Raw genomic sequence first — 13,796 nt, 5'->3', positions numbered from 1 at the left:
GTTTAGATCCCCCTAAATCCCCCTTAAAAAGGGGGACTTTGATTAATTTCTGAATGTATTTGATGTCCCAATTACCCTGGTGACTGCTGAATTAAGGCAGTTGTCAGTTAGCGGTGAGATAGGGCGGGTTTTGTTGTTCAGTTATTTCTGAATGGCTGATTTTATTTCCTAAACCCGCCCCTACAATTGACCGCTCAAGGCATTCAATGGTACAAGTAAATTTACTATAATTGAGCCATTTCTATTTCACTTTCACGCCTTATCCCACTCTCTCACCATGAAAAGAGGGGAGCAAGATAAGAGAAGAAGAAAGCGGTGTTACAGACGTGATTTTGAAGCATCGGGGAGTGATTGTTTCCCCTTCTCCCAAGCTTTGGAGAGGGGCTGGGGGTGAGGGCTGGCTTACCTTCAGTTGGTTTCCTCTGGTGAGGGAGAAGAAGAATCCGGAGACCAAACCCCAATATCAACCGTCATCGATATAATACCTGCGATCGCGGCGGCTATTCCCAGAATTCCCCCCACTATTTTCCCCACCTTCACCCATTCCGCCTTCGTTTGCGGAAATCCAGGAACCCTTATCCCCCGCCTGATACCCAATAACGCTAACCACTCCTCCATTGTTTGCGGGCGATCGCCATAGTCCAATTTCATACCCTGGACAATCGCCTGATTTACCCGCTCAGAAATATCAAATTTTAGCGTCTTCGGTTCAACTAACTCAGCAATATCATCCAAACGATCTAACGCCGTTGCGGGAAATTTCCCGGTGAGTAAAACATATAATGTTGCAGCTAACGAATAAACATCTGTATACGCCCCCTGTTTTCGGTTCGTTGAACTTAACTCCACCGGGGCGAATTGCTTATCTTTCCAACGAGAAGTTAACGGATTATTAAACTCTCCGGCTAAATCAAAATCAATCAGCACCGCCTGCTGCTTTCCAGCGCGTACCATAATATTCTCTGGCTTCACATCCCGATGCAGCAATCCCTGTTGATGCACCTCAATTAACGCTTCACCCACCTGCTGGATATAAACCAAAGCTTCCTGTTGGGGTATGGGTAGCGTCAAGTCAGAAAGTTTAATCCCGGCGATATACTCCATCAAAATACAAAACAGTGACTCATCTTGAAACGTGCGGTAAACTCGGACAATATGAGGATGTTTACAACGTTCCAGCTTCAGCGCCTCATCACAAAACTTTGACTCGATACTGGTTCGTTCTACATCCGGAAGTTGACTGAGAATATCCTGATTGAGGGTTTTGACAACAAAATCCTTTCCGGTATCATCCTGAACCCGATAGGTAATCGCACAACGTCCTCGTCCTAATTCCTGTTGTATCGTGTACTTGCCATTTTGTAACGTCTGTCCCGTTATCCAAGCCATTACCTGTAAATCCAAGACGTTACCTTATTCTGACACAAGGGCAATTTGTCTTATGTCTTATGTAAAGGTTTGAGGACTATTTACAGAACTTAATATAGTTTGGGCTTTTTCCACAAACCGACTTAGTCAGGCATGATGTAATAGGAAAAAAGAACAAGGAATCTAGGCGGAATGTCACTGACTGGTATGCTGGTGGGTTGAGCGAAGTCGAAACCCACCCTACGATAGATAAAGGGTTTTGGCACTCCCTAAATGCTTAAGGAGCGTGCTATTCAACCTAGGCGTGTTGATAATCTTTAACTCAATTAACAAAATTGATGTCTCGGTACTTATCAGCGGATTTATCAGATAATTATAAATTAATAAAAGTCCTATTCATCAAAAATAAAGCGTAAAAAAAGCCAAAACACGGCTGACATGTTCTCTGTTTTCGGAAACAAGTAAACAATTAAGATTTATTTTGTTTTAACTCAAATATCTGTAGTCAAGATATCCTAGACGTTATCTAAAGAAAAATTAGTCAGATCATTGGCTAATTCAGGGTAAAGGCAAATAACGAATGGATATCGTAGAATACAATCGCATCAAGCTGACCATCCGCCATCGACCTCTTTTGCTGTGGCTTTTGAGTAGTATTCTCGCCGCCGTTGGGCTAGGGGTAATTGCCTTTCAAGGCGGCTCAGCCCTAACCTGTCAGCGAACTGGACAAACGGGCAGTTGTGAATTGGTTAACTCCAGGTTGGTCGGAGCAAAGGTTAGAACTATTCCTTTAGACAGTTTACGAGATGCCAGCATTGAGAGCAATCCCAGGAATGAAAGTAATGATACTTATCGGGTTGTCCTCTTGACTAGAAGCAGTGAGATTCCCTTGACGTCGAACTATAGTTCCGATAGTAATCAGCAAGAATCTATTGCTTCCCAAATTAATACCTTTATTATGAATCAAGACCAGGTATCCCTGAACGTGCAGCAAGACGATCGCTGGTTTAGTTATCTGTTTGGCAGTTTATTGATCGGGGTGGGGTTGTTCGTGGCGGTGCGTAAAGGGAAAGTCGTTACCTTGAGCTTTGATAAAGTGCGCGATCGCATGATGCTCAAGCAACGGGGTTTGCTCAGGGGTACAACCATAGAACTCCCTCTTGCCGAGATTGTTGATGTGACGATAGAAACGATTAGAGATGCCAAAGATCGCCAGATAGAGCGAGTGGCTCTGGTTTTGAATTCGGGTAAGCATCTTGCTATCACTCCTGATGCTGATCCATTCTGGGACTACAAAAAAGTGGCTCACTGCATTCGCCTCTTTCTGAATCTCAACTCGGAACAGTCGTCGGGAAAGACGCCACAGCTCTGAGCAGGAGAAGCTGGGGGAGATAGGGGAGATGGGGGAGATGAGGAACACCTCGACTTCGCTCGGTGTGTCAGATGAGGGAGATGGGCGAGATGGGGATTCAGCCAGGGCGGGTTTAGTGAAATTAGGGTTTTCTCCTAAACGTTATCGGTAAAACCCGCCCCTACACACTTCAACACTCAAAACTTTATAACAACGCGCTAACCTATTCCTGGTAGGCTGATAGCTGAGATTAACAGCGTAGATGGCTAATATGGGACTGAATCGGCGGACTTTCCTGCAAAAAGCTGGCTGGGGTCTAGCGGCACTGGGAGTCAGTGAAACGGTACTATCACTCCTTGGTGATAAAAGTTTAGCCGTGCCTTTGTTGGAGCGTTATTTTCAAGTGCTGGCACAACCCGGTGGACGTAAGTTGGCACTTCTGGTGGGGATCAATGAGTATCCGCGCACGACAGCTTTGGCGGGGTGCGTAACGGATGTAGAGTTGCAACGAGAACTGTTAATTCATCGGTTTGGGTTCCAGGCGAACGATATCGTGACGCTGACGAATAGCCAAGCCACTCGCGAGACGATTGAAACCACGTTTATTGAACATTTGACCAAGCAAGCCGAGGCGGGTGATGTGGTTGTCTTCCACTTTAGTGGTTACGGTAGCCAAGTGCAGATGCCTCAGCAAGATGAAACCGTAGCCTCGGCGGTACGCTGGCAAAACAGTTTTGTACCCGTTGATGGGATCTTACCCACAAAAGGCGAACCTGCTGCTAATGATTTTTTAGCAGAAACCTTGGCATTGCTGTTGCGATCGCTAAAGACGGATCAGGTGACAACAGTCCTTGATACCAGTCATACGCAAGCGGTGAATATCCTCAAAGGCAGTCTAAAAGTACGCTCTTCTTCCCGCCAACCCGCCCTAGCGCCGAATCCCGACGAACTGGCGTTTCGAGAACAACTCGTGCAGCGGCTCAAAGCCTCATCCAAACCCTGGAAATCATTAGATAAATCCATGCAAATGCCAGGATTGGTGTTAACGGCGGCGGGTTCGTCTCAACCCGCAACCGAGGCGCAGTGGAATGGCTTTAGTGCAGGTTTATTTACTTATGCTCTAACTCAGCATCTGTGGCAAGCCACGGCTGCAACCAGCGTTCAGATTAGCGTCAGTTGCGCCACTGGGATGATTAATCAATTCGCGGGTAATGATCAACAGCCTCAGTTAACGGGTCAAAAGAGCCAAAATTCCTTGCTTGCCTATTACTTATCCCCCAATCCTCCCTTGGGGGCAGATGGAGTTGTCAGGGGGATTGAAGAGAATGGCAAAGTAGCACAGCTATGGTTAGCAGGATTACCGGCACCTGTGCTGGAGCACTATAGTCCCAATTCGGTTCTAGAGTTGCTCGATGGGGAATCGCTGATTTTACCGCCGTCGCCGCCCGAAAATTCCTCAGCTACGGATAACCCCGCCCAACCTGTCCCTAAATCCGTTCAACTCCAACTGCGATCCAAAGACGGGTTAACCGCCAAGGCACGTATACTGAGTGGCAATGGTGGGGAAAAAGTGCAACCGCAAGTGGGTCAACTGGTACGCGAACGGATTAGAGTATTACCCCGAAATCTGGGCTTAACTGTTGCCCTGGATACTCACTTAGAACGCATTGAACGGGTGGATGCAACCAGTGCCTTTGCGAGTATTCCTTCGGTGTCATCCGTTGTCGTTGCTGGGGAACAAGCAACAGATTATGTGTTTGGCAGAGGAAAAAAACAGGCAACAGAAACGTCAGAACCGAAGTTTAAAGGAGGCTATGGACTCTTTTCCCTTGCCCGGAATCCAATTCCGAATAGTTTAGGCGAGGAGGCTGAGGCAGTTAAATCAGCAGTGAATCGCTTAAATCCCAAATTTAAAACCTTATTGGCAATGAAATGGCTGCGGTTGACCGCGAATGAAGGGTCATCGCGCCTGGGGATGCGGGCGTCGCTGGAAATGATTGCCCCGGAAACTAAGACAATCATCCAACGGGAAACCTGGCGCACGTCTGTTGGGTTCGCTACCAATAAAACGAAGAAAAATGCGAGTAATACATCGCCCTCGGTGGGATCAGCAACAATGCCCAAGTTACCCATTGGTAGTCGGGTGCAGTATCGCGTAGAAAATTATAGCGATCGCCCTTTGTATTTCATGGTGTTGGGTTTGGAAAGTAGCGGCGGTGCGATCGCGTTTTATCAACAACTCCCTTCCCCCGAAGGATTGGAGTCAGAGCAAAATCCCCCGCTGATTAGTGGTGCGATCAAACCTGGGGAAACTCTGATTCTGCCCCAACCTTCGGCATCCTTTAATTGGATGATTCCCGGTCCTGTAGGTGTGGCGGAAATTCAACTGATTTGCAGCCCTTCTCCGTTCAAAGGTGCGATCGCGGCATTAGAAGCCGCCATGCGTCCCAAGGGAGAGGGAGAACGAGTTGGTGATTTGTTTAATCCCCTGGAAGTCACACGGGCGATTCTACAAGACTTGCATCAGGCGAGTAACATTACTCCCGATAAGTTGGGTATCGGTTCTGATGTGTATGCATTGGATGTGAATGCTTGGGCAACCTTGAGTTTTAATTATCAGGTGGTTTCTTGATTCGTCATTCGTCATTTGTCATTTGCCATTCGTCATATCATGTCCGCCTAAATAGTCATTATTCCTTTGACCTGCCCTGGAGCCTCCTGCCTTATGCCTTCTGTCCTCTACCTTGTCTCCCCGCACTTGGGATAACGAGACAATGACCCAGTTGGCAGCGCAAAATGGAAATGTGCTGCCGTCACCTGAAGCGGGGAAACCGATGGAATTACTACATGCACCTGGCGAAATGATCGCCCAACGTTATCGGGTTATAGATACGTTGGGACAAGGAGGGAGCGGGATCACGTACCACGCCGAAGATACCCAAACCAAACAGGCTGTGGCACTCAAAGCCCTATCCCTGCATCGTCTGAGTGACTGGAAAATGCTAGAACTCTTTGAACGAGAAGCAAGGGTTCTGGCTGGACTTAAACATCCTCGAATTCCTAAATATCTGGACTATTTTCATGTCGATACGCCCCAAGATCGTTCATTTTATATTGTTCAGGAATTAGCCGAGGGACAATCCCTAGCCGCTTGGGTAGAACAAGGCTGGCGCACCAATGAACCCGAATTGCGGCGTATCGCCACCCAGCTATTGGAAATTCTTAGTTATTTGCAGTCACTGCCATCGCCTGTGATTCATCGAGATATTAAGCCCCAGAATATTATTCGGCGTAAGGATGGACAGGTGTTTCTGGTGGATTTTGGGGCGGTACAGGATACCTATCACAGTACCTTAATGCGCGGCAGTACGATGGTGGGAACGTATGGGTATATGGCACCCGAACAGTTTCGAGGACAAGCGGTTCCCGCCACAGATTTATATGGTTTGGGAGCAACGTTACTCTTTTTGCTTACCCATCGTTCTCCGGCTGAGTTACCCACGGATCGGCTGAAGATTGATTTCCGTTCTCAGGTTCAGATTAGTGAAGCGTTGACGGATTGGTTGGAGAAACTGTTAGAACCGGATGTCGCTGACAGGTTTTCTTCCGCCAAGGAAGCCTTAGCCGCGATGCGTCGTAAACCCAAGGCTAGTCCCCAATCCTGTTCCTCTTCCTCGACACCCTGGCGTGCGATCGCGGGTGTAGCGGCGGCGACGCTTGTGGTTGTGGGTGTTCTCAACCATTACAAGTATCCGATTTTAAGTGCGATCGGATTTACGCCCAGAGCCATGTATGAGGGGATTATGGGCGGAGATATTGAAACCGTTAAATACTATCTCGACCGAGGCGTTCATGTAAATGCCAGAGAACATCAGAATCATACACCCTTACACTGGGCGGTGAGTAATAATAAACCTGAAGTTGCCCAACTGCTTATTGATCGGGGGGCGGATCTTCATATCCGCTATGATGCGGATGGTCATACTGTATTGCACATTGCCGTGCAGCATGACACAAAAGCGATGGCAGAACTTCTCGTTGAGCAGGGTGCAGATGTTCACGCGACGGATAACTTTGGCAATAACTGTCTCCATTTTGCTCTGACAAAGCCAAATACATCCTATTACTACGGTATGAGTTTGACTGGACGAAAACCTTCACGGGATGTTGTCGAATTTCTGATTACTCAAGGTGTTGATATTCATGCCAGAAACAAAGCTGGTCAAACCCCTTTGGAGTTAGCGCGATCGCACCAAGAGGTTGCTGACTTATTTTACGGTTACAACAGCACTGATTAAACTCTTAGCATGAATGGCACTGAAATAAACAGTGTGAGATCGCCAAAACCTTTGATATACCGTAGGGTGGGCATTGCCCACCAACCTGACGATTAAATTATGGAACAATTACATCAGCCGGGAGATATTATTACCGAACGTTACCGCATACTCGATACCTTGGGTCAGGGAGGTGTTGGCATAACTTACGCGGCTAAAGACTTAAAAACGGGTCAAAACGTTGCCCTAAAAGTTCTATCGCTGCGTCGCATGGAAGACTGGAAAAAGATAGAACTCTTTGAGCGAGAAGCCCGCATCTTAGCTCAACTCAAGCATCCTGCCATTCCCCGTTATTTCGACTACTTCCAAGTTGATACGACTGACGATCGCAGTTTCTATATTGCCCAGCAGCTTGCACCGGGAAAATCCTTAGCCGTACTGATTGAGCGAGGTTGGCATCCTGATGAAGCACAGGTTAAGCAGTTAGCCATTCGTGTCTTGAAAATTATCATTTATCTGCATAAATTAACACCACCTGTAATTCATCGCGATATTAAGCCCCAAAACATTATTCTCAACCGCGAAGGACGAGTCTTTCTAGTAGATTTTGGCGCGGTTCAGGATACCTATCACTATACCGTTACCGGGGGCAGTACAATTGTGGGAACTTACGGTTATATGGCACCGGAACAGTATCGCGGACAAGCCGTACTTTCAACGGATTTATATGGATTAGGAAGCACACTCCTGTTTCTGTTAACCCGTCAATCCCCCGCCGATTTACCCCAGCGCCAACTCAAGATTGATTTTCGTCCTCATGTCCGTATTTCCTCAGAATTTGCCGACTGGTTGGAGAAAATGCTTGAACCTGTCACCGATGATCGATTTTCCTCGGCGAGTGAAGCGTTAGCGGTATTGCAAGGAAAACAGGCGCTGATTAAATCATCACCGAAACCCAAGCTGCAAAAACCCCAGGATAGTCCTATCCAATTAACCCAAAAAGATAACCTGTTGGTAGTAGAGATTCCGCCAGTGGGATTGCGAAGTAAACTGAGTCAGGTTTTGGCTCTGGTCAATCTAGTTTGGAATGGATTGTTAGCGTTAACGATTTGGATGGTTTTAGAATTGTCATTATTTCTGAAATCCTCTAATCTGATTCCTTTAGGGATTTGTGTGCTAATAGGCTTATGGTTGTTAACTCGATTTCTCTACGGCACATTATCTCGGACACGAGTAGAAATTAAAGAGCAGGAGTTCCAGTTACAGAAGTGGTTACTGGGTTCGTGCTATCAAACGGTTAAGGGGAATACGGGGGACATTAATCAGGTGAATTTGAAAACTATTCAGTCGCCTATTAGTAACAATACACTTAGATTATGTGTATTTAAATTAAAGCATAAAGATATAATATTTGGTACATTATTAACCCCGTTAGAGAAAAAGTGGATCATGAAAGAAATGGGGAATTTTGTGAAAAAAATCCATGGGTTTAAGTAGTGGCGTGACACACTTAATTAGATAGATTAGATTCGGCTTGTAGTAGGGGATGCAAACCCTAGATTCCGTTGGGTTTCCTTGCGTCAACCCAACCTACAACCTAAAATGTGTAGTCCCTACTCCTGTGAGGAGTTGCGATCGCGGCGAGTCAATGATCTCAAACCCTAGGCGCTGTGTTCTCTGGCTGTGTTCTCTGTGGCGATTACCGTAGAAATAAGCCATTGTCTGTGCCAAAAACTTGTTAGGATTTGTAACATGGCTAATTCTCGTATCCAAAAATTATTGGGCTATCTGCGCCCTCATACCACTCAGGTATCCTTGGGTATCCTGGCTTTGCTGATTGTCAATGCTGTGGGAGTCTATATTCCCCTCTTGATTCGGGATAGTATTGAGGAACTCCGCATCGCCTTCGCCTTTGATCAGGTTGTCGGACTGATCTTTATCCTGGCATCCTTGATGTGGGTGATTCGCATGGCGTCGCGTATCCTCATCTTTGGAGTGGGGCGTCGGGTAGAATTTGACCTCAAGCAAAAGATTTTTCAGCATCTGCTTACCCTAGAACCGTCTTATTTCTCTACGAATACAGCCGGTGATTTGATTAACCGCGCCACGAGTGATGTGGACAATATCCGCCGTCTTGTCGGGTTTGCGGTGTTGAGTTTAGCCAATATTGTCTTTGCCTACGGTTTGACGCTACCCGTGATGATGTCGATTGAGTGGCGGCTGACGTTCTTGGCGCTGGCGGTTTATCCAGTTATGTTGATCACAGTGCGTCTGTTTAGTGATAAGCTGCGTACCCAACAGCAGGCGGTTCAGGAAGAACTCTCTAATCTTAGCGAATTGGTTCAGGAAGATATGAGTGGTATCTCCCTGATTAAAATTTACGCCCAGGAAGAAAATGAACGCCGTGCCTTCCGAGGTTTGAATCAACGACTGTTATCGGCAAATCTGGGATTAGCCAGCACTCGTAATGTCCTGTTTCCGGTGATTGAAGCCCTATCCTATATCAGCTTACTCCTGTTGATGTGGTTTGGATCGGGTGCGATCGCGCGGGGGGCGATTACTATAGGAGATTTTGTCGCCCTGATTCTTTATGCGGAACGCTTAGTCTTCCCCACCGCCTTACTCGGATTCACGATTACTACCTATCAACGGGGTGAGGTGAGTATTGACCGAGTAGAGTCAATTTTAACCATTGAACCCAAAATTAAAAATGCCCCCGATGCGATCGCGCTTCCAGAACCGATTCAGGGAGAGTTGAAAGCCGATCGCCTCAGCTATACGTTCCCTGATGCCAAAACTCCCGCCCTGCAAACCGTTGACTTTCATATTCATCCCGGTGAAACGGTGGCAATTGTCGGGGCGATTGGTTCCGGAAAATCAACCCTGGCAAATGTTTTGCCTCGCCTGTTAGATATTGCCCCGAATCAGTTATTTCTGGATAGTTCCGATGTCACTCAGATACGCTTACCCGATTTAAGATCCGCGATCGCCTACGTTCCCCAAGATAGCTTTTTATTTAGTACCAGCCTAAAAAATAACATTGGCTACGGCGCACCGGGAAGCGAACAGCCGCAGATAGAACAGGCGGCTAAACAAGCCCAAATTCACTCCGAAGTTCTCAATTTTCCCCAACAGTATGAAACAATGGTGGGAGAACGGGGAATTACTCTGTCTGGCGGTCAGCGTCAGCGCATCGCCCTGGCTAGGGCTTTAGTGATGGATGCGCCGATTCTGATTTTAGATGACGCCCTCTCTAGTGTGGATAATCAGACAGCAACCCAAATTTTGGCAAATCTTTCCACAGGCGTTGACCGCAAAACGGTGATTTTCATCTCCCACCAACTCTCCGCCGCCGCTACCGCTGATCGGATTTTTGTCATGGATGCGGGGAAGATTGTGCAAATGGGGACTCACTCTGAACTGATCCAACGTCCAGGGCTTTATCAAGACTTGTGGAGTCAGCACCAGATTGAGGAAGTTTTGCATTAGTTACAGGGAACGGGGAACGGGGAACGGGGAACAGGGAACAGGGAAAATGTAAAGTTTTGGTAACGAATAATTAGAATTGTCACCGATTTAATTAAAGGTAAAAATCGATACAATTCTCCATCAGTACAGTAGGTTAGTATTCAAAGGGACATTGTGAAAAGCAATAGTCAAATGTTTAGCATTTGCCTCAATCGTGCATTTGACCTATCGTTGCTTTATGCAGCTTCATTCATGGAATACCAGGGATTCGCGCTCAGGGTGTTTGGCTTTTGTCACTTCCCCAGGTTTTAATTAAACAGGGAAGAACTGAGAAATCTTAAACGGAATAATTAATCCAGATTGCAATAAGATGATTAATTAATTGATCACGTCAACAACAAAAAGCAACGGTTAAAGGATTATTGGACAGTAGAGAGGCACTTAACGGGAGAACATTTCGGGAACATCAGTAATGAGCGAATTCAACCAGTCAGTGATCAGATCTGGTGCTGCGATCCGTGTTGGCATTTTACATTCTTTAAGCGGCACGATGGCGATTAGCGAAGCCTCGTTAAAGGATGCCGAATTGATGGCGATCGCGGAAATTAATCAAGCGGGTGGTGTCTTAGGACATCAGATAGAACCCGTGATCGAAGATGGCGCATCCGAATCGGCGACGTTTGCGATTAAAGCCAGAAAGCTGATCGAACAAGATCAAGTGGTTACCATTTTTGGCGGGTGGACTTCTGCAAGTCGCAAGGCGGTTTTACCCATCTTAGAAGAACTCAACGCCCTGATGTGGTATCCGGTTGAATATGAAGGACTCGAATGTTCTCGCCACATTTTTTATACGGGTATTTGTCCAAATCAACAAGTTGGTCCAGCGGTTAACTGGTTGCTGGAACATAAGGGGAAGCACTTTTATCTGATTGGATCTGACTATGTTTTTCCCCGAACCGCGAACAAGTTAATTAAGGCGCAACTTAAACAGCAAGGGGGAAGTTTAGCGGGGGAAGAATATGTTCCTTTAGGGATGACAGAGTTTGGCGATTTGATCGCTAGAATTAAAGAAGCTAAACCGGATGTGGTCTTTAATACCCTGAATGGGGACAGTAATTTAGCGTTTTATCAACAGTACCAAGAAGCCGGAATCACGGCAGCGGAGATTCCTATCTTAGCGGTGAGTGTCGCTGAAGAGGAACTGCGGCGAATGGGGGGGAATATCGCGGCAGGTCATTATGCCAGTTGGAGTTACTTTCAGAGTATTAATACCCCGAAAAACCGCGAATTTGTCCAGAACTTTCAGGCACGTTATGGTCAAGAACGGGTGACCAGTGATCCGATTGAGTCGGCGTATACCCAGGTTTATCTATGGAAACAAGCCGTAGAAAAAGCGGGTGGCTTTGATGTGGAATCAGTGCGAGAAGCGGCGTATGGGCAAACGTTTGCAGCGCCGGGAGGGAAGATTCGGATTGAGACAAATAACCATGTCAGCAAACATTGCCGGATTGGTAAGATTTTGGAGGGTGGTCAATTTGAAATTGTCTTTACCAGTGTCGGACGCCTTAAACCTCAGCCTTGGTTGGGAATTGAAAAATTAAGTAATCAGATCTCACCCGTGGTCATTGATATGCTGGCAGAGGTTTCCCAATCAATTCAATATAACTGCCAACTGGAACAAAAGTCCCGTGAATTGGAAGCGGCGATGGCGCAACTGGTGACGACGAATGAAAAGTTGCAACGCACTCAAGACCAATTATTGCAAGCCGAAGCCCAATTTCGCGAGTTACAAGATCAAGAAAAACTGTTGAAACGTCGCTTGTCGAGTCAAATTCGCAGTTCGTTGGAATTAGAACAGATTTTGAAGACGGCGGTGAGTGAAATCTGTAGTTTATTGCATATCGATCGCTGCCAGTTTTTGTGGTATCATCCTTACGGTACTCCTCCTCGCTTTGAACCCATGGAAGTGGCGGGAGAGTTAAGTGAAAATAAGGGAGTGCAATGGAATACGGCGGACGAACTTTTGCCGGATTTTCCATCAATGATTCAGCAGCAATCGTTGCTACGGATTGACGATATTGCCAGCGATAGTCAGCTTAAGGGTAAGACGCGCGATCGCTTCCTCAATTCTGGACTGCAAGCTTTGCTAATTGTACCCCTACAAACTCGCAGCAATAAAATTGGTGTGGTGGTTTGTGAACATTATCAGGAGAGTCGCTACTGGAGTGAACAGGAAGTTGAATTAATTGTTTCAGTAGTTGACCAACTATCGAGTGCCATTGATCAAGCTGAACTGTATGCCCATAGTCGCACAACCGCCGCCTTAGCCACCGCGCAAGCGGAACAACTGAAGCAAGCGTTGCATGATTTAAAAGCCTATCAAGCGCAGTTAGTGCAGACGGAAAAAATGTCCACATTAGGGACATTAGTCGCCGGGGTAGCCCATGAAATTAATAATCCCACCAGTTTTATTTACGGTAATCTCCACTATGCCAAAGAATACACCGAGGATTTATTAGAAATGCTGCGGTTGTATCAAGAGTATTATCCTGAACCCGCACCCGAAATTCAAGATCATGCCCAAGCAATTGAGTTAGAGTTTCTGATCAAAGACTTGCCCAAAACTCTGGGTTCCATGGAGATTGGGGCGGAACGGATTCGTCATTTGGTGTTGAGTTTGCGGAATTTCTCGCGTTTGGATCAAGCCCAAATGCAACCCATGGATATTCATGAGGGGATGGAGAGTACCTTACTATTATTGCGGAATCGGCTAAAAGGGAATGGTCACAATCCAGAGATTGAATTAGTGAAAGAGTATGGGGAGTTACCCTTGGTTGAGTGCTATCCGTCGCAGCTTAATCAAGTGTTTATGAATCTCCTGGGTAATGCAATTGATGCGTTAGAGGAAGTTGTCGCCCGGAATGAGACAAATTTTTCGCCGATGATTCGGATTCAGTCAGAAGCGCCATCGGCTGATTATATTCGGGTGAGAATTAGTGATAATGGCTCAGGGATGACGGATGATGTGAAGTTAAAGTTATTTGATCCGTTTTTTACGACTAAGCCGATTGGTAAAGGGACGGGTTTAGGACTCTCGATTAGTTATCAGATTGTTGTAGATAAGCATAAGGGAATTTTGCAATGTCACTCTACTCCTGGACAAGGAACTGAGTTTATTATTGAGATTCCGGTGCAACAAAATCGTCAAGTTGCTGTGAGTCAGGAGATGAATATCCGACTAAAGGCTCAAACCCATTAAGGAGTTGAACCGGATATGATAGAACGGGGCGGTTGTAGACGCGGATCGGCTTCCCGTAGGGTAACTGCAGCTA

At 46.4% G+C, this 13,796-nt stretch carries 7 protein-coding genes; 6 read left to right on the top strand and 1 reads right to left on the bottom strand.

Annotated elements, in window-relative coordinates:
- Positions 1–408: 408 nt before the first annotated feature.
- The gene (locus MC7420_RS11270; protein WP_044206577.1) at positions 409–1,389 is read right to left on the bottom strand and encodes a serine/threonine protein kinase; all 981 of its coding nucleotides are present in this window, start codon (positions 1,387–1,389) and stop codon (positions 409–411) included.
- A gap of 559 nt (positions 1,390–1,948) precedes the next feature.
- Between MC7420_RS11270 and MC7420_RS11265 the strand changes: the two genes are divergently transcribed.
- The 6 genes from MC7420_RS11265 (at position 1,949) to urtA (ending at position 13,723) form a co-directional block, all read left to right on the top strand.
- The gene (locus MC7420_RS11265; RefSeq protein ID WP_006100448.1) at positions 1,949–2,740 is read left to right on the top strand and encodes a hypothetical protein; all 792 of its coding nucleotides are present in this window, start codon (positions 1,949–1,951) and stop codon (positions 2,738–2,740) included.
- A gap of 241 nt (positions 2,741–2,981) precedes the next feature.
- Positions 2,982–5,351: a caspase family protein gene (locus MC7420_RS11260; RefSeq protein WP_232231688.1), complete on the top strand. Its 2,370-nt coding sequence runs from the start codon at positions 2,982–2,984 to the stop codon at positions 5,349–5,351.
- A 142-nt stretch (positions 5,352–5,493) separates the two neighbouring features.
- Complete coding sequence (locus MC7420_RS11255; protein WP_006100697.1) at positions 5,494–7,017, top strand: protein kinase domain-containing protein; 1,524 nt, start codon at positions 5,494–5,496, stop codon at positions 7,015–7,017.
- Between the two features lie 99 nt (positions 7,018–7,116).
- On the top strand, positions 7,117–8,493 hold the full coding sequence (locus MC7420_RS11250) for a serine/threonine protein kinase (protein WP_006100546.1): 1,377 nt from the start codon (positions 7,117–7,119) through the stop codon (positions 8,491–8,493).
- Positions 8,494–8,748: 255 nt separating this feature from the next.
- Entirely contained in the window at positions 8,749–10,485 is a 1,737-nt protein-coding gene (locus tag MC7420_RS11245; RefSeq protein ID WP_006100578.1) for an ABC transporter ATP-binding protein, read from the top strand.
- A gap of 451 nt (positions 10,486–10,936) precedes the next feature.
- Complete coding sequence (gene urtA / locus MC7420_RS11240) at positions 10,937–13,723, top strand: urea ABC transporter substrate-binding protein (protein ID WP_044206573.1); 2,787 nt, start codon at positions 10,937–10,939, stop codon at positions 13,721–13,723.
- Positions 13,724–13,796: the final 73 nt, after the last annotated feature.

Source organism: Coleofasciculus chthonoplastes PCC 7420 (genome assembly GCF_000155555.1).
GTDB classification, from domain to species: domain Bacteria; phylum Cyanobacteriota; class Cyanobacteriia; order Cyanobacteriales; family Coleofasciculaceae; genus Coleofasciculus; species Coleofasciculus chthonoplastes_A.
The sequence above is the reverse complement of the archived record's forward strand: the minus strand, read 5'-3'. Positions and strand labels throughout refer to the sequence as shown.

Bases quoted from the DNA above. Each gene is read 5' to 3' on its own strand.
- MC7420_RS11270 (WP_044206577.1), bottom strand. From the start codon at position 1,389: ATGGCTTGGATAACGGGACAGACGTTACAAAATGGCAAGTACACGATA.
- MC7420_RS11265 (WP_006100448.1), top strand. From the start codon at position 1,949: ATGGATATCGTAGAATACAATCGCATCAAGCTGACCATCCGCCATCGA.
- MC7420_RS11260 (WP_232231688.1), top strand. From the start codon at position 2,982: ATGGCTAATATGGGACTGAATCGGCGGACTTTCCTGCAAAAAGCTGGC.
- MC7420_RS11255 (WP_006100697.1), top strand. From the start codon at position 5,494: ATGACCCAGTTGGCAGCGCAAAATGGAAATGTGCTGCCGTCACCTGAA.
- MC7420_RS11250 (WP_006100546.1), top strand. From the start codon at position 7,117: ATGGAACAATTACATCAGCCGGGAGATATTATTACCGAACGTTACCGC.
- MC7420_RS11245 (WP_006100578.1), top strand. From the start codon at position 8,749: ATGGCTAATTCTCGTATCCAAAAATTATTGGGCTATCTGCGCCCTCAT.
- urtA (WP_044206573.1), top strand. From the start codon at position 10,937: ATGAGCGAATTCAACCAGTCAGTGATCAGATCTGGTGCTGCGATCCGT.